This window comes from Paenibacillus pasadenensis, from assembly GCF_023715725.1.
GTDB lineage: Bacteria > Bacillota > Bacilli > Paenibacillales > Paenibacillaceae > Paenibacillus_O > Paenibacillus_O pasadenensis_A.
The window spans coordinates 64,826-88,280 of the sequence record NZ_JAMBOT010000007.1; the positions used below are offsets into that span (position 1 = coordinate 64,826).

The 23,455-nt window shown below is 53.1% G+C and carries 21 protein-coding genes; 3 read left to right on the forward strand and 18 right to left on the reverse strand.

The window, feature by feature from the left end:
• Window positions 1-3: 3 nt before the first annotated feature.
• The 7 genes from M3223_RS17085 to M3223_RS17115 form a co-directional block, all read right to left on the reverse strand.
• The gene (locus M3223_RS17085; RefSeq protein ID WP_251563742.1) at window positions 4-1,011 is read right to left on the reverse strand and encodes a magnesium transporter CorA family protein; all 1,008 of its coding nucleotides are present in this window, start codon (window positions 1,009-1,011) and stop codon (window positions 4-6) included.
• A 142-nt stretch (window positions 1,012-1,153) separates the two neighbouring features.
• On the reverse strand, window positions 1,154-2,491 hold the full coding sequence (locus M3223_RS17090; protein WP_251563744.1) for a TrkH family potassium uptake protein: 1,338 nt from the start codon (window positions 2,489-2,491) through the stop codon (window positions 1,154-1,156).
• A gap of 84 nt (window positions 2,492-2,575) precedes the next feature.
• Complete coding sequence (locus M3223_RS17095; protein ID WP_251563746.1) at window positions 2,576-4,801, reverse strand: response regulator; 2,226 nt, start codon at window positions 4,799-4,801, stop codon at window positions 2,576-2,578.
• Between the two features lie 21 nt (window positions 4,802-4,822).
• Complete coding sequence (locus M3223_RS17100) at window positions 4,823-5,656, reverse strand: CheR family methyltransferase (RefSeq protein WP_285891333.1); 834 nt, start codon at window positions 5,654-5,656, stop codon at window positions 4,823-4,825.
• Between the two features lie 4 nt (window positions 5,657-5,660).
• Window positions 5,661-9,365: a response regulator gene (locus M3223_RS17105; RefSeq protein ID WP_251563748.1), complete on the reverse strand. Its 3,705-nt coding sequence runs from the start codon at window positions 9,363-9,365 to the stop codon at window positions 5,661-5,663.
• A gap of 221 nt (window positions 9,366-9,586) precedes the next feature.
• Window positions 9,587-10,174: a hypothetical protein gene (locus M3223_RS17110; RefSeq protein ID WP_251563750.1), complete on the reverse strand. Its 588-nt coding sequence runs from the start codon at window positions 10,172-10,174 to the stop codon at window positions 9,587-9,589.
• Between the two features lie 88 nt (window positions 10,175-10,262).
• On the reverse strand, window positions 10,263-11,315 hold the full coding sequence (locus M3223_RS17115; protein WP_251563752.1) for a CobW family GTP-binding protein: 1,053 nt from the start codon (window positions 11,313-11,315) through the stop codon (window positions 10,263-10,265).
• Window positions 11,316-11,534: 219 nt separating this feature from the next.
• Between M3223_RS17115 and M3223_RS17120 the strand changes: the two genes are divergently transcribed.
• Window positions 11,535-11,705, forward strand: a complete 171-nt coding sequence (locus M3223_RS17120) for a hypothetical protein (RefSeq protein ID WP_251563754.1) — start codon at window positions 11,535-11,537, stop codon at window positions 11,703-11,705.
• Window positions 11,706-11,764: 59 nt separating this feature from the next.
• On the opposite strand, the gene M3223_RS17125 is transcribed toward M3223_RS17120, so the two are convergent.
• A complete protein-coding gene (locus M3223_RS17125) occupies window positions 11,765-12,091 on the reverse strand; it encodes a general stress protein (protein ID WP_251563756.1) in 327 nt (108 codons plus the stop codon).
• A gap of 304 nt (window positions 12,092-12,395) precedes the next feature.
• On the opposite strand from M3223_RS17125, the gene M3223_RS17130 reads away from it, so the two are divergent.
• Window positions 12,396-13,565 (forward strand): glucose-1-phosphate adenylyltransferase, encoded by a 1,170-nt coding sequence (locus M3223_RS17130; RefSeq protein WP_435368025.1) that lies wholly within the window; start codon window positions 12,396-12,398, stop codon window positions 13,563-13,565.
• 150 nt (window positions 13,566-13,715) lie between these two features.
• Here M3223_RS17130 and M3223_RS17135 read toward each other — a convergent pair whose 3' ends face one another.
• The 10 genes from M3223_RS17135 to M3223_RS17180 all read right to left on the reverse strand — a co-directional run bounded on the left by M3223_RS17135 (window position 13,716) and on the right by M3223_RS17180 (window position 21,034).
• The gene (locus tag M3223_RS17135) at window positions 13,716-14,150 is read right to left on the reverse strand and encodes a hypothetical protein (protein WP_251563760.1); all 435 of its coding nucleotides are present in this window, start codon (window positions 14,148-14,150) and stop codon (window positions 13,716-13,718) included.
• 200 nt (window positions 14,151-14,350) lie between these two features.
• Window positions 14,351-15,979, reverse strand: coding sequence for a chaperonin GroEL (gene groL / locus M3223_RS17140; RefSeq protein ID WP_251563762.1), 1,629 nt, complete (start codon window positions 15,977-15,979; stop codon window positions 14,351-14,353).
• Window positions 15,980-16,060: 81 nt separating this feature from the next.
• Complete coding sequence (groES, locus tag M3223_RS17145) at window positions 16,061-16,342, reverse strand: co-chaperone GroES (RefSeq protein ID WP_090778776.1); 282 nt, start codon at window positions 16,340-16,342, stop codon at window positions 16,061-16,063.
• Window positions 16,343-16,557: 215 nt separating this feature from the next.
• Window positions 16,558-16,833: a hypothetical protein gene (locus tag M3223_RS17150; protein ID WP_251563764.1), complete on the reverse strand. Its 276-nt coding sequence runs from the start codon at window positions 16,831-16,833 to the stop codon at window positions 16,558-16,560.
• Between the two features lie 276 nt (window positions 16,834-17,109).
• Window positions 17,110-17,928: a twin-arginine translocase subunit TatC gene (gene tatC, locus M3223_RS17155; RefSeq protein WP_251563765.1), complete on the reverse strand. Its 819-nt coding sequence runs from the start codon at window positions 17,926-17,928 to the stop codon at window positions 17,110-17,112.
• Window positions 17,929-18,052: 124 nt separating this feature from the next.
• Window positions 18,053-18,310: a twin-arginine translocase TatA/TatE family subunit gene (locus M3223_RS17160; RefSeq protein ID WP_251563767.1), complete on the reverse strand. Its 258-nt coding sequence runs from the start codon at window positions 18,308-18,310 to the stop codon at window positions 18,053-18,055.
• A gap of 64 nt (window positions 18,311-18,374) precedes the next feature.
• Window positions 18,375-19,388: a molybdopterin-binding protein gene (locus M3223_RS17165; protein ID WP_251563769.1), complete on the reverse strand. Its 1,014-nt coding sequence runs from the start codon at window positions 19,386-19,388 to the stop codon at window positions 18,375-18,377.
• Window positions 19,385-19,879 carry a MogA/MoaB family molybdenum cofactor biosynthesis protein gene (locus tag M3223_RS17170; RefSeq protein WP_251563771.1) on the reverse strand — a complete coding sequence of 165 codons (495 nt, stop codon included), beginning with the start codon at window positions 19,877-19,879 and terminating at the stop codon, window positions 19,385-19,387. The genes M3223_RS17165 and M3223_RS17170 overlap by 4 nt, the downstream gene beginning before the upstream one ends.
• Window positions 19,880-19,907: 28 nt before the next feature.
• Window positions 19,908-20,402, reverse strand: coding sequence for a cyclic pyranopterin monophosphate synthase MoaC (gene moaC / locus M3223_RS17175; protein ID WP_353057711.1), 495 nt, complete (start codon window positions 20,400-20,402; stop codon window positions 19,908-19,910).
• Complete coding sequence (locus M3223_RS17180; RefSeq protein WP_251563773.1) at window positions 20,399-21,034, reverse strand: 5-formyltetrahydrofolate cyclo-ligase; 636 nt, start codon at window positions 21,032-21,034, stop codon at window positions 20,399-20,401. The genes moaC and M3223_RS17180 overlap by 4 nt, the downstream gene beginning before the upstream one ends.
• A 136-nt stretch (window positions 21,035-21,170) precedes the next feature.
• Here M3223_RS17180 and M3223_RS17185 point away from each other — a divergent pair, with 136 nt between their 5' ends.
• Complete coding sequence (locus tag M3223_RS17185; protein ID WP_251563920.1) at window positions 21,171-23,129, forward strand: ABC-F family ATP-binding cassette domain-containing protein; 1,959 nt, start codon at window positions 21,171-21,173, stop codon at window positions 23,127-23,129.
• The last annotated feature ends 326 nt before the right edge of the window (window positions 23,130-23,455 follow it).

Below are 23,455 nucleotides of genomic sequence, written 5' to 3' on the forward strand. Positions count from 1 at the left end.
GACTCACATTTGTTCCCGCCGGTTGTCGTCCCGCAGCAGATCGCCCATCCAGCCCTTGCTTCGCATCCAGACATAAACGGACAGCGTGGAGGCGCCGATGACGCCAAGCGCGATCCAGTAGCCCATCTGCCATTTCAGCTCCGGCATATTCTCAAAGTTCATGCCCCATATCGCTCCGATGGCCATCATCGGCGTGCACAGAATCGTAAATACCGTGAGCGTCTTCATAATTTCATTGCCCCGGTAATTCGAAATGTTCTCCTCCAGCAGCAGCAGCGATTCCAGCTCCTGATTGTACTCATCCTGCAGCATGATCATGCGCTCCAGGCGCGATTGCAGCGCGTTGTGAATCCTGCTGTTCTCCATCCGCTCGGGAAATGCCTCCTCCAGCGCGTAACGGATTTCGCGGATCGGCCTCGTCAGCCCCGTCCAGTGCAGCAGCGCGTAGCGCAGCTCGACGATTTGCCGGAACATGTTGCCGCCGTTGCGGACGCGCAGCGTTTCCTCCATTTCCCTCAGCTTTGTCTCAAACCGGTCCATGCCTTCAAAAAAAGGCTCCATCACGCCGGCGAGCAGGTGAACAAAGCCGTCCAGAGCGGTATCCGCATCCTCGGCATGCTCAAAAAACAGCTCCGCCTTTTCGCATTTATCAATGACGGTTTTTGGCTCGAACTGAATCGTATACAGCTCTTTTTCCGTCAGCAAAAAGTGAAAATAAGTCGTGCTGCCGGAGTCGCTGTCCGCGTCCCCGATGACAAGCGTGCCAAATACGGCATTGTTTTTCTTCTGAAACGATATTGCTGACAAATAATTCGTATCCCGATCCCGGCATGACTCCGCCCATTTTTGAAAATGCATGTTATCGCTAAGCGCCTCTGATGCTTTGTCCGGATCCGAAAAAGCATGCCATGCCCATTGCTCCTTGTTTCCGGATTCACGCGTCCCGTCCAATTGGTCCGCCTCTTCCGCAAGCTCCATACCCTCGCTTTTGCCAAACTGCTGTCCTTTCATCCCCGAACCCCTCTTTCGCCGTATCTATTCTAGTTCCCCATACCCGTAACTTCTTATTCTAGAAACAATCTGCAGCCAAACGGACGCTTCCAATTTCTGATAAAAAAAGCCCCTGGAGCGCTGCTCCAGAGACTGCTTGCGATTAGCCGATAATAATCTGCCCTTCGGGATATCGGAAAGGCTCTTTTTTTGGTTTGGAGCGGAAAGCAAACGCCAGCGTCAGCAGGCCGAGCCTGCCCATAAACATAAGCGCGATAATGATTCCTTTGCCGTAATCGGAAAGCTCCAGCGTCGCTCCAAGGCTGAAGCCGACTGTGCCAAATGCCGATACCGCCTCGAAAAGCAAGACGAGGAAGTGGCCGTCCTCCACCGTCGTTAACAGCATCGTAGCGCCTACGATGACGATTACCCCCATCAGCGTAACCGTGATGGCCCGATAGAGCTCACGAGCCGCAATGCGATGCCGGAAAATAACCGCATCCTCGCGGCCGCGAATGATTGCCCCAATGCCGGCCAGCAGCACGACAAAGGTCGTAATCTTGATGCCGCCTCCCGTTGAGCCCGGCGCCGCTCCGATAAACATTAGAATGACCATAAGCAGCTGCGTCGCCTGCCGTAAATCGGCAATCGGCACCGTATTCAGGCCGGCCGAGCGGAGGCTGACGGACTGGAACATCGAGGCCCACAGCTTGCCGTCCAGCCCCAATGCGCCGAAGGTGCGGGGATTTGTGTATTCAAAAATAAAAAACAGCACCGCTCCCCCAACCGTCAACACGAGAGTCGCCCATAGCACTACCTTGCTATGCAGCGACAGCTTGCGCTTTTCCGGCCAGCGGATCAGATCCGCCATGACGATAAAGCCCATGCTGCCGAAAATAATCAGCGCCATGGAAATAATATTGATCGCCGGATCGTTCACAAACTGGCTCCAGCCTCCGAGCAGCTCAAACCCCGCATTATTAAAGATCGACACCGCGTGGAAAATGCCGTTGTACACGGCTTGTCCAAACGTCATGCTGTCCATCCACACTGCGGCGAACAGGATCGCTCCTACGCTCTCGATCGCAACGGAAAACAAAAAAATCCGGATGACAAGCTGCACGATGCCGCTCATCTCGGTTTGATTGAGCGCTTCCTTGAGCACGAGCCTGTCCCGCAGTGATATTTTGCGCCCTAGCGCCAACGCAAACCAGGTCGCCGCCGTCATGAAACCGACACCGCCAAGCTGGAACAGGCAGAGCAGGACGATTTGGCCGAATCTGGAATAGTGCGCGCCGGTATCCATGATCGTCAGTCCCGTCACGCAGGTCGCCGACGTCGCCGTGAACAGCGCATCGAGAAATTTAATCCGCTCGCCGCTGGCCGAAGCAGCCGGCAGGCTGAGCAGCGCCGTGCCAATGATGATCAGCAGGAAAAATCCGGCGGTGAGCACCCTGGGCGGCGTCAAATAATGCGGTTTGATGATACGGTTGGAAAGCACTGAAGAAGCCCCTTTCTTGCATGTCCGACACAGCGCATGAGCGCATCCTCTATACTATAGCCGAATACAAGAAAAGCAGTCCACTTAGGACTGCTTTCCTGCACGATATTCGGGCATCAAGTAACGGCCGATCATCCGCTCCAGCAAGTCCGGCCGAATCGGCTTGCTGATATAATCCGTCATACCGGCTTCCAGACACTTCTGCCTGTCGCCCGGCAGCACGTTAGCCGTCATCGCTACGATAATAGGCTTCGGCGCGGCGGACTTCATTTTGATCAGGCGCGTCGCTTCAAGACCGTCCATTACGGGCATTTTCATATCCATGAAAATAAGGTCGTACCTGCTGCTGAGCGCCATATCTACCGCAAGCTCGCCGTTTTCGGCCACATCGGCAGCAACGCCGAGCCGGTCCAGCAGCTTCAGGATGAGCTTTTGATTGACGTCATTATCCTCCGCCACAAGCACTCTGGGCTGGCTAAGCGGCTTATACGAGCGATCCTGGCTCAAGCTCGTGAAGGGCACAAGCTCGCCGCGAAGCTCAGATGAACCGGCCGTTAATATTGAAGTTGCAGACGAGGCAGCGCTAATTTCCGCGATGGAGTCGCTCAGCATGGCTGAAAAGGAGAAGGGCTGGGACTCCTGCCAGCTGAACGGCGTCTGGTTTTGCGACACCGCCGGGTAATCGTCCGCTCCAAAGCTGAGCCGCTCGTCTACACGCTCCAGCCGTGTCGTAAACCGGAATTTCGCTCCCGCAGGCGCATTTGGCTCGCAAATAATTGTGCCGTCCATAAGCTCCACCAGATTTTTGCAAATGGCGAGCCCCAGGCCGGTTCCTCCATACTTGCGGGTCATTGAGGAGTCCAGCTGAGAGAACGGCTGGAACAGCTGCGCCATTTTCTCCTCTGGAATTCCTACTCCTGTATCGCAAACCTCAAATTCCAGTATCAGATCGTCACTCATCGACAATGCCGGCGCATGCAAACTAACCTCGACCTTGATATGCCCCTCATTCGTAAACTTGATAGCATTGCTGATCAGATTCATTAATATTTGCCGGAGCTTGGTCACGTCGCCGTACAAATATGCCGGAACATCTTCCGCAATCGTGCATACAAGATCAAGGTTATTTTCACGCGCTTTGGCCATGAACAGGTCAATGGACTCATCCAGGCAGCTCTGAAGCGCAAACGGGATCTTTTCCAGCTCCAGCTTGCCCGCTTCAATCTTGGCATAGTCCAAAATGTCGTTGATGACTCCAAGCAGGGAATCTCCGCTTTTCAAAATAATTTCCGTAAAATCCCGCTGTTCCTCGTTCAATTCCGTTTCCGTCAGCAAATTGGTCATGCCGAGAATGCCGTTCATTGGCGTGCGGATTTCATGACTGACCATTGCGAGGAAATCCGTCTTAGCCCGGTCGGCAATTTCGGCCGCTTCCTTGGCGGCTAACAGCTCACGCTCCGCTTTTTTGCGCTCCGTGATGTCGCTCACCGTACAGGCAAATATCAGCTCGTCGTCCACATGAGTGCTGCCCATCTTGATTTCAGCGTGGAAGCGGCTGCCGTCCTTGCGCTTTGGCATCACCTCGATGAGCCGTCCGGACGATAAGCCCTCTGCCGTCTGCTCCGTCATGCCCTCCAGCCGCTTCATGCACAGCTCCGGCATCAGCTCGTGAATATGCTTGCCAATCACTTCCTGCTCCTCGTAATTAAACATCGGAAAGAGCGAAGGATTAACGGTCAGAATCATGCCCATGTCGTCAAACGTAATCATCGTATCCATCGAGGTGCTGCTGATGACGCTTTTGATCGCCTCCGCCTTTGTCAGCTCGTAGGCGGTGCGCATCAGCTCCTTGTTCATCCGCTCCAGCTCCTGCGTCTGCTGCTGCAGAAGCACCTTTTGCTGCTGAAGCTTTTTGTTGCTGATAAACATGCCGACGAAGCCTTCGATTTTGGAGCGGAATATTTGCGGCACAAACGGCTTCAGCATATAATCGATCGCGCCGACCGCATATCCGGTAAATAAATGCTGCGACTCCTTGCTCGTAGCCGAAACAAATATGATCGGAATTTCCTTCGTTTTTTCACGCGACTTGATCATGCGCGCCGTTTCAAAGCCGTCCATGCCCGGCATCTGCACATCCATCACAATAACAGCAAAATCATCCTTAAGGAGAGCCCGCAGAGCCTCTTCGCCGGAGAGGCATTTGACAAGGTTGTAATTCAAGTCCGCCAACACGGCCTCGATGGCAAGAAGATTCTCCGGATAATCGTCTACGAGCAAGATGTTGATCGGTCCGTCGTACTGGATCATGATCCCTCCTCTCCTTTTCGGTCATTTGACTTTGCGGTAAATCCGGTTGATGAGATCGAGATCGTCGAACTGGCTGGAATGCCGGGTGAAATTAATCGATTCCTTCGTGCCGAGCAGCAGCACGCCGAACATGCTGAGACTGTCATACAAAAGGCCGTGCACATGATTTTGCAGCTCCTTGTTGAAGTAGATCATCACATTGCGGCACAAAATGACGTGGAACTCGTTGAACGATCCGTCTGTTACAAGGTTATGCTGGGCGAACACGATATTTTTCTTAAGAAAGCTTTGAAAAATGACGGACTCGTACCGGGCCATATAATAGTCGGAAAACGACTCCGTCCCTCCAGCCTCCTGGTAATTACGCGTATACTGCTGCATCCGTTCAATCGGGAAGACGCCCTGACGGGCGACATCCAGCACCGTTGCGCTCATATCCGTCGCATAAATGCGCGTCCGGTCGAGCAGCCCTTCCTCATGAAGCAGGATGGCCATGGAATAAACCTCTTCACCCGTGGAGCAGCCGGCATGCCAGATGCGGATGAACGGGTACGTTTTGAGCAGCGGCACAACGTTGTGCCGGAAGGAGCGGAACACCTCGGGATCGCGGAACATCTCCGTTACATGGATAGTAAGATCCGACAGCAGCCGCTCCATGCAGCCCCGGTCGTGAATCATTTTATCCGTAAGCGCCGTCACCGTCCCCAGCCGTTCCGCGTGCACGCGATGCCAGATGCGGCGGCGAATGGAGGCATAAGCGTAATTGCGAAAATCATATCCGAACAGGCGGTACATCGCCTCCAGCAGAAGCTCAATTTCAACCTGTTCCTTTTCATCCGATTCACTCGGACCCAAATGGTTATTTATACAACCACACCCTCATCAATGAGAGCAGCTGATCGACGTTAACCGGTTTGGCTATATAGTCGCTCGCGCCTGCCTCAATACATTTGTCCCGGTCGCCCTTCATAGCCTTGGCGGTTACGGCGATAATCGGCAGCTTGTCGAAGCGGTTGTCCGCCCGAATGTGTCTCATCGCCTCGTATCCGTCCATCTCCGGCATCATAATATCCATCAGCACCAGATCGAGATCCGGATTTTTCTCGATCTGCTCAATTGCCTCCCGCCCGTTCTCGGCATAGATAATGTTCATCTTATACCCTTCCAGAACGTTGGACAAGGCGAATACATTGCGGATGTCGTCATCAACGATAAGCACGTTGCGGTCCTCGAAAATCGTCTCCACGCTGTGCAGCATGCGCAGCACGTTGCGTTTATCCTCCGGTAAGTCCGCCTCGACCCGATGCAGGAACAGCGTCGTCTCGTCAAGCAGCCGCTCCGGCGATTTTACGTCTTTAACGATGATCGTTTCGGCGTATTTTTTGAGCATCATTTCCTCGCGCTTATCAAGCTCGCGTCCAGTATAAATGATAATCGGCAGGTCGTGGAGCTCTTCATTGCGGCGAATCTGATCCAACAGATCAAACCCGGTAATGTCCGGGAGGCCGAGATCAAGCACCATGCAATCGTAATGATGCTCGGTCAGCTCCCGCAGCGCTTCCTTGCCGGAGGATACCCCGGTAATGACCAGATCGTCATGACCGATCAGCTCCTCAATCGCCAGTCTCTGCGCCTGGTCGTCCTCTACGATAAGCAGCCGTTTCAGGCTCCGCTCCAGAAACACGCCAATCTGCGTGAACAAATCGTCCAGATGGTCTTTGGACACCGGCTTTTTCAAATATGCGATTGCCCCGAGCGACAATCCCTGCTGCACCTCATCAATGACCGAGATCAGATGAACCGGGATGTGGCGGGTGTTAGGATCGTTTTTGAGATGATGCAGCACCGACCATCCGTCCATAACGGGTAGCTGAATATCCAGCAAAATAGCGTCAGGCGTATACGTTCTGGCGAATGAGAGCCCTTTGTCGCCCTGTCCGGCGACAATCGCCTTAAAGCCGCGTGCATGCGCAATATCGACCAGCACTCTCGCAAACGCTTCGTCATCCTCGACGATCAGCACAACCTTGTCGCCTTCTTTGAGATCTTTAATATCGTCTTCAACCTCAAACGACGACATGGCCGAAGGAGAGTTCGGCTTGCGGATCGCGGCCGGGACCTCAACAAGAGCTGGCTGCTGAGGCTGAACCATTGCCGCAGCAGCCTCGTTCATGCCGCTGAAGCCGGTTTGCGAATCAAATTCGGCGCTCTCCCCCTCCCCTTTGAACAGGTGGAATTCGGGAAGAGTAAATACAAACGAGCTTCCTTCACCCGGCTTGCTCGTCAGGCGCACGCTGCCCCCCAGCAAATTGGCGAGGTCGCGGCTGATTGCCAGGCCGAGCCCGGTGCCGCCGTATTTGCGGCTTGTTGTGCCATCCACCTGTTGGAACGCTTCAAAAATAATCGACTGTTTATCCTCCGGAATGCCGATCCCCGTATCGCGAACCTCGAACGAAACCCATTCTCCTTCAGCGTTGTCAGGCATCTCTTTATCGGCAGCCTTGCGGATATTCAGAGTTATCGAGCCCTTGGTCGTGAATTTAAATGCGTTAGACAGCAAATTCCTTAAAATCTGCTTGACGCGATGGCTGTCCGTAAAAATCTCCGAAGGTACGCCTTCATCAACCTTGGTCTCAAAAACTAATCCTTTCTGAATGCTGACCGGCTGGAAGCTGCGTTGTGCATAGAGTTCAAGATCGCGAATCGGAACATGCTCGGTCACAACGTCCATTTTGCCAGCGCCGATTTTGGAAAGATCCAAAATCTCGTCGATCAGCTTCAGCAGATCCGAACCTGACGTATGAATTGTTGTAGCGAATTCAACCTGTTTCGCTGTCAGATTGCCGTCCTTATTGTCGGACAGCATTTGGGACAGAATAAGCAGGCTGTTGAGCGGCGTCCGCAGCTCATGCGACATATTGGCCAGGAATTCCGACTTGTACTTTGAAGCCAGGCCCAGCTGAACCGCTTGTTTTTCAAGCGCGTCGCGCGTTTCTTCGATTTGCTTGCTGCGTTTCTGCGTTTCCTTCATCTGAAGCTCGAGCATATGCGTTTTTTGCAGCAGCTCTTCGTTTGTCTGCTCGAGTTCCTCTTGCTGGGATTGCAGCATCTCCTCGGAGGACTTGAGCGCGCGGGTTTGCTCCTCCAGCCGCTCGTTGGAGCTGCGCAGCTCCTCCTGCTGGCTGATCAGCTCTTCGGACTGGGACTGCAGCTCCTCGCTCATCGTTTGAGATTCGCGCAGCAGCTCTTCAATGCGGATGCGTCCAAATAAGTTATGCAGCACCATACCAGCCGATTCTCCGACCTGCTCCAGCAGCTCCACGTGAATGCCTGTGAATTTTTGCAGCGTTGCAAGCTCCAGAACGCCGATGACTTTGTTCTGGTACTGGATCGGGACGATGTACAGCTCGCGAACATGCGCTTCGCCGATTCCGGAAGAAACCCGCAGGTAATGATCCGGCACATCGGTCAGATGAAGCGGTTTGCCGTCGGCAGCTGCCTGGCCCGCAAGACCCTCGTTCATGCGGATGACGGAACGCATGCTCGTCTCTTCCATACCAGCATAACTGCCTCTAAGGCTTAACGTCCGCCCTTCGCCCATATGATCCCGAATATAAAGAGCGGCATAAGTGGAGCCCGTCAGCGGCGCGACCAGTTCGGCCAGCTTTCCGGCCAGCTCGTCCAAGTTAGTCGTGCTCTGGGTTTCGACCGTAACATTAGCCAAATTTGTTTTGAGCCAGGTTTGCTCCTGCATGTTTTGGTTATACACTTTTTCGGCATGTGTTTTTTCATCGAGATCGTCGGCAAGGGCGATAAAAGCATCCGTAACTTCCTTGAACTCGCCCTCTTGGACAGGCAGATTACGTCTAGCCTCGTACGTAAGCGTACCTTGCGAAAAGCCTTCAATTATTCCCGACAGCCCGCGAAAGCCGCGATTGAGCGACCTTGTGTTCCAAACCATAATCAGCGCTCCGGCGAGCATGCCGGCAATCGTAAGAGCAACCATGATGCTTGTTGTCGCCTCATTGTCAGCCCGGGTCTGGTCGACCAGCTGAGTGAGCGCCCGTTTATGATAAGCGGACAGCTGATCCGCTTTATTGACGACAGCTTCCTGATAAGCAAGGCCAACCGATTCGCGCAAGGCGACTGCTTCGCTCCCTTTTCCCATGCTCACCAGACTTGTTGCCTCGTCGACGTAGCCAAAGAACAAGGTGACATCACGCTCAAGCTCGTCCATCATCTGAACCTCGGCGTCGCTGGTAGAAATCGCTCCGATCTGAGCCATGCCGTCGAGCACGGCTTGGCGGTACTTTTCAATGCTTTCGCGATTTTTCTCCACGGTCGCGGCCGTTGGAACCGTCAGCACGTTGACCATATATTTGGCCGCGTTGTTCGTATTGCTTCTCAGCTCCGTAGCCAAAGAAACTTTATTATAACGGCCTTCATAAATTTCGTTGAGCTGATTACTCATATTGAATAAGTTGCGCACTCCCGCAACGCTGAAAATAATAATGATAGCCAGCAGCAAGGCAAAGCCGATCTGAACTTTTGTCCGTATTTTCATGGAGCTTTCCACCAGATCCCCTCTATTTGGTATCTCTTTTATTGTACATAGTCCTGTGAGCAGAGTCATCCGATTTACCGCGTTCAAATTATGGGAAGGTTATTCTTGCATATACGCACGAAGCGGCCGCTGCCCGAGGGACTGCGACCGTCATCATGCTATTTATCTGCCTATTAACCTTTTTAGCGTAATTTGAAACAGCTAATTTGAAAAAAGTTTACTCATTCCTCGTTTGCCCAGAAAAAGTCGATTGAAATGACAAGGCCTGAGTCTCGATCCAGAAACAGCTTGGCTGCAAATCCGTTTGCATCCACATATCCGACGCCATCCTCGGCCTTGAACATCGGTTCGCCGAACGTTTCCACCCAGCCCTCTACAGAAAAAGGCAGCTTTGCGCCGTTTAACTTGATATAGCCGGCTTCCGGAGACACGCTAATGTAATCGATCGTTTCTTCGATAAAGCCGATTTTCATTTCCGGGTAGCTCCATAACGTTTGCTCCTCAAAAAGCTCGTCCTTGAGCGCCGATTCCGGTATGCCAAGCTTGGTCACAACATCCTCTTTTCCGTCTGCAAGGCTGATTCCGTTCACATTGCGAAAGTGAGGAGTTGATGTTTTTACTGCAGCTTGCTCGGTTTCCTCTTCATCTATATGGCTTTTAAGTGGAGGCGCAGATTTGGTATTCGCTTCGATCAAGACATGGCTTTCGGCAGCAAGCGACGGCGCATACGCCGGACGCAGCAGCACCCCAATCATTGCCGTCACCATCAGCAGGCAAGCGGCGGCAGCGAGTCCTATCATCCTTTTCATGCGCCTTCCTCCTTTGATCTAGTGGTCATGCTATTTCTTCCATTACCACTTTCTTCTGCGCATAAAACAAAAAAAGCGCATATTGCGCTTAATTGTGTCGGCCGCTAAATCCGTCCAGTCGGGATAACGCTTCAAGCAGTTCATTTCGCGAAAAATGCTCGCCGATAAATACAAGCACATCCGGCTGGCTGTATTCCGGAGGAAGCGGCATAAAATCGGCTTCCTTAAACGCATATTGCAGCTGGTAACGGCTCGGCGTGTCGGAGAACGTAACGATTCCCTTGACGCGATAAACCGTATCAGGCAAGGAATTCAACATCGATTCAAATGCGCCGCTGTCAAACGGAGTCTCCGGGTAAAATGAAACCGCCATGAGATGCTCATGCGACTGGGCTCCATGGTCATGCTCATGATTTTCACAGGTATGATTATGCTCCGATTCGCATCCACAGCTTGCACTTCCAAAAGCGCCTTCACTGTTCCGGACTTCCGCCGGAGTTACGGCCTGGCCAGAGCCATCAAGCAAACCGCCAAGCCAGTCCAAATCTACTTTGGAGTGTTCCGTACAGACCAGCTCTGCATGGGGATTAAGCTCCCGCAGCTGCTGCTGCAGCTCCACCAGTTCCTCGGGATAAAGCCGGTCGCATTTGTTTAGCACAAGCCGGGTCGCGCAGCGAACGCCGTCCAGCAGAAGGCGGTATGTGCGGCGGCTTCCTTTGCGGAGCTGCAGCAATCCAGCCCCGTCAACGACGGTAACAGCAGCCGCTAGATGAACGGATGAGGACATGGAAGCCTCCATTACTCCTTCCATCAGCTCCAGCGGATTGGCCGCTCCAGTCGCTTCCACCAGAATGACATCCGGACGCTGTTGTGTAAGAAGCATCAGCTCACCCGCCAGATCCGCTTTCATCGTACAGCAGATGCATCCGCTCAGCAGCTCCTTGACCGGCACGTCCACGCCTGCAGGAAGCTCCACCAGTCCGGCATCGCCGAGTTCGTTCATGATGACAGCCGGTTTCATTCCGCGTTCTTGATAATAAGCCAGCAGCCTGGCAAGCAGCGTCGTTTTGCCGCTGCCCAAAAAACCACCTAATATAATAACAGGCATGGATGCGCCTGTCTTAGCGTATGTATAGGACATTTGGTTGCCTCCTGCGTTTGATGCTTTTCTTCTCCTGATGCATCGTCAAGTATACTCTTAAGCAGTGTCATCGTATACGGGGAATAAATCTTTTAAAAATTAATGAACAAAAAAGGGAAACTAATGCTCAGTAGGGAAATATTCATCATGAGGGAGGGGACAAACGAAATTCAAATAATAATTCACCTCCTTAACTAGTTATGAAAGGGGCGTTATGGGATGGAACGACTCGAAATTGCGATGGGCAGCCTCGCTGGCATGTTGAATCCTGCCAAGGCAAGCCCGCGCGGACAACCTAAGTTCCCCGGCAGGTCAGCCGGTACCCGGAGCATGGAGCGTACACGGAGGAGCCAGGGTGAGAGCATGGCTTGGCTGCCTATTCCGACATGACAAAAAACCGGAGACATCCTTTTGGACGCTCCGGCTATTGTATAAGTTATGAATAAAAATCAGTGAGTGCGGGCGATGATCAGAATTTTCCCCTGATCGAGAACTTCCTCGTAGCGCTCCGCTTCCAGATCCGTCAAGCCGACCGATTCCAGCTTAGAGCGCAGTGCATCACCTCTCGAGCGGAACATGTTGGCCATGGAATCAAACATCCCTTCTTCGGACATACCGATCTTATTCGCGTCCGAATTCTCTACGAGCCTGTCGGTTTGATCCCGATCATGCGCCAGCACGTAGATCTCATCTCTGTTATACCCGCGCCGATTGAGTTCCCTGACTGCGGACATAGCGTCCGTACCGTTTTCCACGACTTGAATGCTTGGCTTCATCGAAAATCCCTCCTATGGTGTTCGGTAGATATGGTGCCCATGTCAAGCGAATGCCTTGTGCATTCGTGTCGAGATCCGCTGCTGTGCGGTTCCCGTCTTGCATACTATAACTCTACCCCTGACTTCCGGCTGATGAAACAAGCCATCCTGCTTCGCGGCATCTAAATCCTATTTGACACCCTTGATTTTGCTCTGCAGGTGAGCCTGCACTTTTTCAACCTCGGTTTCAAAAGCTATTAAACACGTTTAGATTATACCTAGACAAGATATTCCGAGCGAAAAAATGGAGGGTGTTCTCATAATGATTCATTCCAACAGCTGTATGGCCATGCTTCTTGCAGGAGGAGAAGGGAAACGCCTCGCCCCCCTGACCAATAGACTCGCTAAACCTGCGGTTCATTTTGGGGGCCGTTATAGAATTATCGATTTTCCGCTGAGCAACTGCGTGAATTCAGGGATTACTAAAATCGGCGTTTTAAGCCAATATATGAAAAATTCCATCACCCAGCATATCGGCGACGGCCGCGCATGGGATAATGCCGAGATTGCGCTGCTCTCTTCTTCCGACGAGAAGAACGGGTATGTAGGCACGGCGGATGCAATTTATCAACATATCGATTTCATTGAAGAACAAAATCCGGAGCATGTGCTGATCGTGTCAGGCGATCACATTTATCAAATGGATTACACGGAAATGCTCACCTTCCATAAACAACGCGGCGCTGCTGCAACGATTGCCGTAAAGGAAGTGCCATGGGCGGAAGCTTCCCGCTTCGGCATCATGAACACCGACGAGCGGTTCCAAGTAACCGAGTTTGTTGAAAAGCCTGCCGAGCCAAAAAGCAATCTCGCCTCGATGGGCGTCTACATTTTCCGCTGGGCGGACCTTAAGGCCGCTCTGGAAAATGACGCTCGGCAGCCGCAATCCTCACGCGATTTCGGCAAAGATATCATTCCGCAGCTGCTTCGCGAGGAGCGCAGCGTAGCGGCGTTTCCATTCCAGGGCTACTGGAAGGACGTCGGCACTCCGGATAGCCTTTGGGAGGCCCATATGGACCTTCTGAACGGAGTTATCGACTTGAACCGTCCGGAATGGCCTATGTTCACCCCTTCTCTTTCGATGAGCCCAGCCATTTATATAGAAGGCCGCGGAGAGGTGAGCAACTCCATCGTGCAGCGCGGCTGCCGCATTCAAGGCGTTGTGGACGGCTCGATTCTGTTCCATAGCGTGCAAATCGGCGAAGGCAGTACGATTACGGACAGCATCATTATGCCAGGCGCCCGAATCGGACAGAACGTCCATGTGCACCGCGCCATAATCGGCGAGGGCAGCTACATCGCGGACGGCTCCACGATCGAAGGCAACGGCGAAACGCTCACCGTGCTCGGTGCCGGAGAGTTCCGCTACAGCCGATCCCCGCTTCGCCGTATTCGTCCGGCCTCGGCGCTGGAAGAGGTTCGCACAGGGTCTTAAAAACTGTAGCGCTGCTCCAGCTGTTATAGAATGATTTCAAATGCCTGGCTTCCTAGTTAAGGAAGCCGGGCTTTTTTTGCTCGGGTACCACCTTCCGTTATCAGGCAGTTCAACAAAAAACCGCCGAACCATAGGGTCGGCGGCCGTGAATCATACAGGCGAATCGGACATAAGAATCCCATCAAAGTTTTCCGGACCAACGCGAACCGTTCCAAGCAAGTTAGACGAAACAAATGCCGTGTAAACAATTTCAGACCCGACAACTGGCGGATTGAAATCAGCTGCGGAAAACGAAACAATTTGCGGTGCCAAAACACTTAAATCAAAGGTGGAAGTGGCAGAGTAAACAACTGGGTCAGTCGGCGAAGTGCCACGAACAACTGTGACTGTGATTCCAAGCAATGCCAAAGGAAGCTGCAAAGCGATTGTCCCCGTAAGAATGACACGCGGATTGGCTCCAATACCTTCTGTACTTAAACCAATTTGGCCAAACAGCTGCGGCGTATTAATAACTAGAATTGGAATTGCGATGGAGTTGGCAAAGCTGGCGTTTTGAGAGGTTCTACCGTCTACGAATTTGTTCATTAGTCTCACCTCCTTATCTCTTGATGATCTATTCTATGATCTATTTTTGGAAATGATTGGACGGTTTCAATGGGAGGTTCACATATTCTATCATTCGACCCCTCTTTGCGAGAAAATAAAAGAGCCACCGTATAACGGTGGCTCTTAAACAAAAACGGGACCCCGAAAGGTCCCGTTTTCTTATCTATTGGGCAAGATGATTACATCATGCCGCCCATGCCACCCATGCCGCCCATATCTGGCATAGCTGGTTTGTCTTTTTCCGGTTTGTCGACAACAACCGCTTCGGTCGTCAGAACGACAGCCGCAACGGAAGCTGCGTTTTGCAGAGCGGAACGAGTAACCTTCGTCGGATCGACGATTCCCGCTTCAAACATGTTCACCCAGTCGCCGGTAGCAGCGTTGTAGCCGATGCCGACTGGTTCTTTTTTGAGGCGTTCTACGATAACGGAGCCTTCAACGCCAGCGTTGGTTGCAATCGTACGAACAGGCTCTTCCAGAGCGCGCAGGATGATGTTCACGCCTGTTTTCTCTTCGCCCGTCACGTTAAGCGCTGCAACAGCGTTAAACACGTTTACAAGCGCCGTGCCGCCGCCGGAAACGATGCCTTCTTCCACAGCTGCGCGAGTGGAGTTCAGAGCGTCTTCAATGCGAAGCTTGCGCTCTTTCAGCTCGGTTTCGGTCGCTGCGCCAACTTTGATAACCGCTACGCCGCCGGACAGTTTTGCCAGACGCTCTTGCAGTTTCTCGCGGTCGAAGTCGGAAGTTGTTTCTTCCAGCTGAGTGCGGATTTGTTTTACGCGAACGTCGATGTCGGCTTTGTCGCCAGCGCCGTCAACGATGATCGTGTTTTCTTTGGTTACGCGGATTTGGCGAGCGGAGCCGAGCTGCTCGATTGCCGTGGACTTCAGATCCAGGCCGAGCTCTTCCGTAATAACTTGGCCGCCCGTCAGAGCTGCGATATCGCCCAGCATTGCTTTGCGGCGGTCGCCGAAGCCTGGTGCTTTAACGGCAACACAAGTGAACGTGCCGCGCAGACGGTTCACGATCAGCGTCGCTTGAGCTTCGCCTTCAACGTCCTCAGCGATGATCAGCAGTTGTTTGCCGGATTGAACCACTTTCTCAAGCACAGGCAGGATCTCTTGAATGTTGGAGATCTTTTTGTCCGTAATCAGAATGTACGGGTTATCCAGAACAGCTTCCATTTTGTCCGTGTCCGTAATCATGTACGGGGATACATAGCCACGATCGAACTGCATGCCCTCTACAACTTCCAGCTCGGTGTAGAAGCCTTTGGACTCCTCAACCGTAATAACGCCGTCGTTGCCGACTTTTTGCATCGCTTCTGCGATCAGCTGGCCGACTTCCTCGTCACCGGAGGAGATGGCAGCAACTTGTGCGATGGATTGCTGGCCTTCGATTGGTTTGGAGATGTTTTTCAGCTCTTCAACAGCAGCGCGGACTGCTTTTTCGATGCCTTTACGCAGAACGATCGGGTTAGCGCCAGCCGTAACGTTTTTGAGGCCTTCGCGAATGATCGCTTGTGCCAGAACGGTTGCGGTCGTCGTGCCGTCACCGGCAACGTCGTTCGTTTTGGTTGCTACTTCTTTAACCAGCTGAGCGCCGGCATTTTCGAACGGGTCTTCCAGTTCGATTTCTTTCGCAATGGATACGCCGTCGTTTGTAATGAGCGGGCTGCCGAATTTCTTCTCCAGCACCACGTTGCGGCCTTTTGGTCCGAGCGTTACTTTAACTGCGTTCGCAAGCGCGTCAACACCGCGCAGCATACCGCGGCGCGCGTCTTCACTAAACTTGATTTCTTTAGCCATTGATCATTACCTCCCAATAAAATAGTCGTTGCACTAAGTATTAAATCAAGATGTATAAGCGCCGGAACTAAGCTGAACAGCTTAGCCGAAAATCGCGTGAATGTCGCTTTCTTTCATAATCAAGTACTCTTTGCCTTCATACTTGATCTCGGTTCCTGCATACTTGGAGAAGAGAACACGGTCGCCGACTTTAACTTCCAGCTCGACGCGAACGCCGTCCTTCAACGCTCCGCTGCCTACCGCTACTACTTTACCTTCCTGCGGTTTTTCTTTTGCCGTATCCGGCAGAACGATACCGCTGGCGGTTGTTTCTTCTTTCGCGATCGGCTCGATCAATACGCGTTCACCCAAAGGTCTGATCATGAAAAATAGCCTCCTTAATTGAAAATGATCGAAATTTGTCAAATTAGCACTCGTACGAGGTTAGTGCTAATAACCTTTTTTATCATACTCAAACTTGAAGCCAATTTCAAGAGGTACACGCTTGTTTGGAATTTCTTCATCTTCCTTATTCCAAAAAAAACCGGCAAAAGAAAAAGAAGCCGCATTGCGGCTTCCTCGTAGTAACTGGATGAAAATCAGAAGCGGTCCTGCTGGCCTTCGTCCATGTTTTCAAACTTTTGGGATACAAGGTGCAGCGCTGCACCTGAAGTATAAATAAATACGCTGCCAATCAAGAATCCGATGCCAACCATTAGGGTTAGATTCGTATCGCTGAAGTGCGTGATCTTCCACAGGGAAGTTACAACTCCGATAATCAAACAAGCCCAAGCCATTATATTCATGAATTGGAAGAGACGGTCGACCGCATTCTTCGTTTGTTGTACCGGTTTAATGGACATCATTTTCGCCATGCTTGTCACATCCCGTTCAATATTGTAAGTGGTTTCATGTCTATACTATAACACATTCGTAAAGCTTTGTTCAAACATTTTTCACATTTTGAACAAATTTATGTCACGAAGGCTTCACATTTACTATTTACACCGATTCCATTGAACTTGACACATCTAACTTCAAGACTTAATATACCTCAAATTCGTCGATTTTATGAAAACGCTGCGATTAAATGTGAACTGGATTTTCTTAAACAAAAAAAGCCCCGCATATGCGGAGCTTAGTCAGCAAAGCTATTCCGTTACGGCTGCTGCTTCGTACTGCTGCTCAAACTCAGCATCCTTCTGCTGCTGCCTGCGGTAAATTCGGGCGCACATAAGAATGCTGAGCTCGTAAAGCAGAATGAGCGGAACGGCCACGAGCACGTCGGACACGACATCCGGCGGTGTGACGGTAACTCCAATGACCAGCATGACGAAGTACGCCACCCGCCTCATCTTGCGGAGTCCGGCCGGAGTTAAAATCCGGATCGCGGTCAAAAACATCAGCAGAAGCGGGAGCTCAAACAGTAAAGATATCGGCACAACGATATTCACCAAAAAGGTGAGATACTGCACAATTCCGTACGTCTCCTCTAAACCGAGGCTTTTCGAAATTTCCGTTGTGAATGTAAACGCCATTGGAAACACAACAAAATAAGAAAAGGAGATGCCAAGCAGCAGCATCAACAGCGCGTAAGGAACGTATCGCAGAGCAGCTTTCTGCTCATGCTTGCGCAGCGCGGGCTTGACGAAAGCCCATAACTGATAAAAAGCGAGCGGCACAACGGGAATTAGCGCGATAATAAAAGCAAATTTCATGTAGATGCCAATGCCGTCCCATAGCGAGAAGGTGTGGAAACCTCCGATTTCTTTGGCCTGCTCCGTCGCGGTCAAATAACCGTACATCGGCTTGGCAAAAAAAAGACCGAGCACTAGGCCCGCAATCAGCGCCAGCATTACGATGAAAATCCGCTTGCGCAGCTCTCCCAGATGCTCCATAAGGGACATAAGCCCCGCGTCGCTGAGCAGCTTGCGCTCGCGGACGGGCTTATCCCCGGGTCGGCTGGCCATTCGTGATCCTCCTTATTCATGCCATACGCCGCGCTTTCGTCTGGCGACGGAACGAAGCGTACGCGAGAAAAGTACAGTAAAAATTACGACAGCATAACGCAGCAAAGCGCCAACAGGCTGCGGATTACTCCGGCAGCCTGCGGGCATCGGCACGGCTTGCTTCAGGCTGTTGGGAGCCTTCGTTGCCGGATACCTCGATCCGGGAAGCAGAAGCGGAGCGTTTTTGGTCGTCATCATCCATTAGATCGCGTGCGCCGGCTTTGAATTCCTTCAGCGTGCGTCCAAAGGCGCGTCCCAGCTCCGGGAGCTTGTTCGGCCCGAACAGCAGCAGCGCAATGACGGCAATCAGCAAAAATCCAGTAGCACCAATTCCACCAAGCATATATCTGTTTCCTCCTTCGGAACCGGCTATAGGCCAATTCCACTGAAAATGCGCATGAAGCGGACTAACAGCCATGCAGGCCGCCGTAGCCCATTGCGGTTATATCCTCCCGGCGGATCTTCTCCCCCGCAAGCAGACGGGGCAGTAGAACGTCAAAGGAGGTGTATGGATCGTGCATGACACAACCGGGAAGCCCAAGTACGGGCGTTCCTTCCAAATATCCGACTAGCAGCATAGAGCCTGGAAGCATAGGCGTCCCATAGCTGACGATATCCGTTCCGGCAGCGCGTATTGCACCCGGCGTCCGGTCGTCTGGGTCAACGGACATGCCTCCTGTAAGCAGTATCATATCATAATCTTTGGCTTTATACGCAACGATATTGCGAACGATTTCATCGCGGTCGTCCGGCACAAGCACCTGCTCGGCCACGACGGAACCGAGAGCCTCCAGCTTGGCGCGCACCGCAGGGCCGAAGCGGTCCTGGATGCGGCCGCTGAATACTTCCCCGCCGGTCGTAATTAGGCCTACTCTCATCAATTGCAGCGGCTTGACCTCGATGGGAGCCCGGCCGTGCTGATCCCGGAAGCGGGCAGCCAGCTCCTCGACCCTGGCGATTTTATCCTCCGTCACGATGAGCGGAATAACGCGCGTAGCGGCCAACTGGCCGCCAGCCTCCACGAGCCGGTCTCCCCGGATCGTGGCCAGTGCGATTTCGCCGAGCCGATTCACCTCGTTCACGTAACCGGGGTCGATTTTGGCCAAACCTTGAATGGTTGATTTAAGCGCTACCTTGCCCTCATGAGGCTGTCCCAAATCGACATGGGCTCCTCGATGCGCAACGGCCATGCGGATGGCGGCGTCATCCTCGTGCAAGTCTCCATCAGCCAGCTCCATAACATAAATATGGGCTTTTCCGATATCCAGCAGCGCCGGGATGTCCTCTTCCCGAACGACATGCCCTTTGGCGAATAAACGGCCTTTGAAGCTCCCGGGGATAATTCGGGTCAGGTCATGCGCGAGCCTCATGCCAAGCGCTTCTTGCACGGGAATTTCCAGCAGTCGGGTGCGACTGCTCATGCCCCGTGCTCTCCTTCTCTTCCCGAAACGATGGAGAGCGCATGAGGCAGCTGATCGATGACGGCCATCAGGCATTCGTGCACGCCTTTGGGATTGCCCGGCAAATTAATGATTAGCGTACGGCCTCTGATTCCGCTCACTCCGCGGGAAAGCATCGCGCGCCTCGTCCGGGACATCGTGCTGCTGCGCATAATTTCCGAGATTCCGGGAACCTGCCGCTCAATCACCTTCAGCGTCGCCTCTGGCGTAATGTCGCGCGGGCCAAGCCCCGTTCCGCCTGTCGTCAGCACCAGATCGGCTTGAAAGTAATCCGTCATCTCGATCAGTGCCGCCATAATTTCGTCCTGCTCGTCCGGCACGATGCGGTAATCGACGATACCGCCGCCGAGCTCCTCCTCGACGAGCTCACGGATTACCTGCGCGCTTGTGTCCTCGCGCTCGCCCCTCGAGCCTTTATCGCTCGCTGTGAGAATCGCTACCTTCCAACGCATCTTGCGTTCCTCCCGTCCCTATGCCCCTCTATGTCCGGCTGTAGTCGCCGTTTATGCCGCCTGTCTTGGATACAAGCTCTGTAGGCCCGATTCCCATATCCTTTTGCATCGCCTTGCACATGTCGTAAACGGTCAGAGCCGCCGCTGACACCGCCGTCAACGCCTCCATTTCAACGCCGGTCAGCCCTTTGGTTTTGACAAGCGCCTCAATATAAAGCTCATTGCTGCCATTGTCCGAAAAGGCGATGTTCACCCCAGTAAGCGGCAGCGGATGGCACATTGGAATCCAGGCGGAAGTATTCTTCGCAGCCATAATTCCCGCCACCTGGGCTACGGCGAGCACATCGCCCTTAGCGATCCCGCCTGATTTGATGCGGCCCAGCGTATCCGGCGACATCGTGACGGTCGTACGGGCAGCCGCCGTGCGCGCCGTCTCTTCTTTTTCCGATATATCGACCATCTTGGCGCGCCCTTGCTCGTTGAAGTGGCTGAGCGTTTCTCCGTTTCGTTCGTCCCTGCTCACTCCGATTCCCCCTTAACCTGCGATTGCGTCCAAATCAGACCCTGCTCCGTTATAAGCCCGTCCAGCACCGTGTCGTGAGGCTCCATCGGGATGTTTGAGATCAGCTGGGAGCTGAATCCTAGCCCAATCCATAACGGGATAACCTTATGCTGAGCGGCAAAAGCAGCCCTGTACCGGTCGTAGTACCCGCCTCCATAGCCCATTCTGCCTCCGTACCTGTCAAAGCCCGCTCCAGGAACAAATACCGCCTGCGGAACGATGTCCGCTGCAGGCTCAGCCTGATCCGGATTCGGTTCTAAGATGCCAAAAGCCCCTGGAATCAGCTCGTCCCACGATTGGAAGCGGTACACGCTCATCGAGCCGTCTTGCTTCCGCACCTTCGGCAGCAATACCGTCCGTCCCTCCGCCCAGCACCGTCTCAGCAATGAAGCCGTATCCAACTCCGTACGGAACGATACAAAAGCCATAACGCACTTAAAATCCTGTGAAGCGATCCATTCCGCCGCATGTCGGCAGGCTTCGGCAGACGCTGATTCCCGCAATTGTTGCGGTAATGCGTCCCTTGCTGCAAGCAGCCTGCTCCTCAGCTCTTTTTTGGTACCGGCGGGCCGGTTCAGACCTGAATCGTTCATAAGCTCACCATTCTTGCCATAATTGTCTATAGTTTACCACTGAGCGGTTTGTTTCGCCAATAAGGGTCGATTATAGCCTCAGATTAAGGTATTCTACATCTATATAGAAGTTTTATTGAAAGGAACATCTGAATTTATGCTGCTGCAGGTCAACGATCTATCTAAAAGTTATGGCATCACAGCCATATTGTCCAATATTAGCTTTCAAATTCAAGACCGTGAGCGCGTTGGGCTCGTCGGTGTTAACGGAGCGGGAAAGTCCACGCTGCTGCAAATTCTCGCCGGACTGATGTCCCATGACGGCGGCGTCATTCACCGCGCCAAGGAAACGCGCATCGGCTATCTGGCTCAAAACAGCGGCTTGCAGTCCAATCGCAGCATTATAGAAGAAATGCGTGCGGTATTTGCCGCGCTGATTGAGGCGGAACAGGAGCTGCGGCGCCTGGAGCGCGAAATAGCTGACCCAGCTTTGCATGAAGACGAAAAGCGCTATCAGGATACGCTGGAGCGGTACGCCAGGCGCTCGGACTGGTTCAAGGACCAGGGCGGCTTTGAGATTGAAACGAAGATCAAAAGCGTCCTGCACGGCATGGGCTTCGGAGATACCGATCCCGGCACTCCCGTCAGCTCTCTTAGCGGCGGCCAAAAAACGCGACTCGCGCTCGCCCGTATTTTGCTGCAAGCGCCGGATCTGCTTATGCTCGACGAGCCGACCAACCATCTGGATATTGCCACGCTCACCTGGCTGGAGGACTATCTTCGCGGGTATGCCGGCGCCATACTGGTCGTATCCCATGACCGCTATTTTCTGGACGCCACTGTCGGCACGATTATTGAGATCGAACGCCATCAGGCGAAGCGATATGCCGGGAACTACAGCCGTTTTGTTGATTTAAAGGAAGCGGAATTCGAATCGGCTATGAAACAGTTCGAAAAGCAGCAGGACGAAATTGCCCGCATGGAGGAATTTGTCCGCCGCAACATCGTTCGTGCGTCTACAACGAAGCGTGCACAGAGCCGCCGCAAGGCGCTGGACCGAATGGACAGGCTGGATCGTCCGCAGGGCGATTTGAAACGCGCTCATTTTCGCTTCGAAATTGAACGTACAACCGGCCGCGACGTGCTTGAGGCCAATGACCTGTCCGTGGGATACGGAGACAATCCGGAGCCGGTGTTCCGTAACGCTTCGATACGGCTGGAGCGCGGCGATACTGCAGCGCTAATCGGGCCGAACGGCATTGGCAAATCCACTCTGCTTAAAGCTCTGATTGGCAAACAGTCTCCCTTGACCGGCTCCATTCGCTGGGGAACTCATGTGAAACTCGGCTACTACGATCAGGAGCAGACCGAGCTGAGCGGGACTAACACCGTTCTGGAGGAAGTATGGAGCGCTTTTCCCGGCGTAGAGGAAGCCCGTATTCGCACTGTGCTCGGCAATTTCTTGTTTAGCGGCGACGATGTCAAAAAACGGGTCAGCTCTTTAAGCGGCGGCGAAAAAGCCCGTGTTGCGCTGGCCAAGCTCATGCTCCTGCAAGCGAACGTCCTGATTTTGGACGAGCCGACCAACCATTTGGACCTGTACAGCAAGGAAGTGCTTGAATCGGCTCTGCTGGACTATGAGGGCACGCTGCTGTTCATCTCTCACGACCGTTACTTCCTGAACAAAATCGCCGAGCGGATGATTGAGATGACCTCCTCCGGCACCGTCGACTACTTGGGCAATTACGACGACATGATGGAGAAAAAGAAAGTGATGGAGGAGCTTCGCCTTGAAGCGCGGGAAGCTGCCCGGAACTCCGCTTCAGCCGCTGCTTCCGCAAACGCGGGAGCTGCAGCGGACAAACAGGCTGGCGGCGCAAGCTCTTATGAAGCCGACAAGCAGGCGAGGCGGGACGAGCGTGCGCGCCAGCGGCGAATGGAGCAGCTTGAGTCGGATATAACTCGGCTCGAAGAGCTTAGCAGCGAGCTGGAGCTGCGCCTGGCCGATCCTGATGTTTATCAGGATTATGTTCAGGTGCAGTCCGTGCAGGAGGAGTTGAGCTCCGCTAAGGCTCTTCTGGAAGCAGCGTATGCGGAATGGGAGTCGCTTGCCTGACGGAAAAAGGCTCCTTGAATTGTTCTGTGTATAAATGGGGCTGACTTTAAAGCTACACAGGCGGCTTTTGAGTCAGTCCCTACGGCAAATTTGGCGTCAGTAAGGTGATCAGATGACTTTACTGAGCCCGGGTTGCCGGGTTCCGGCTTCCGTAAGGTCGTCAAACGACCTTACGACGCTCACTTTGCCGGGGTCCGGCTCCCGTAAGGGCGTCAAACGACCTTACGACGCTCACTTTGCCGGGTTCCGGCTTCCGTAAGGGCGTCAAACGACCTTACGACGCTCACTTTGCCGGGTTTCGGCTCCCGTAAGGGCGTCAAACGACC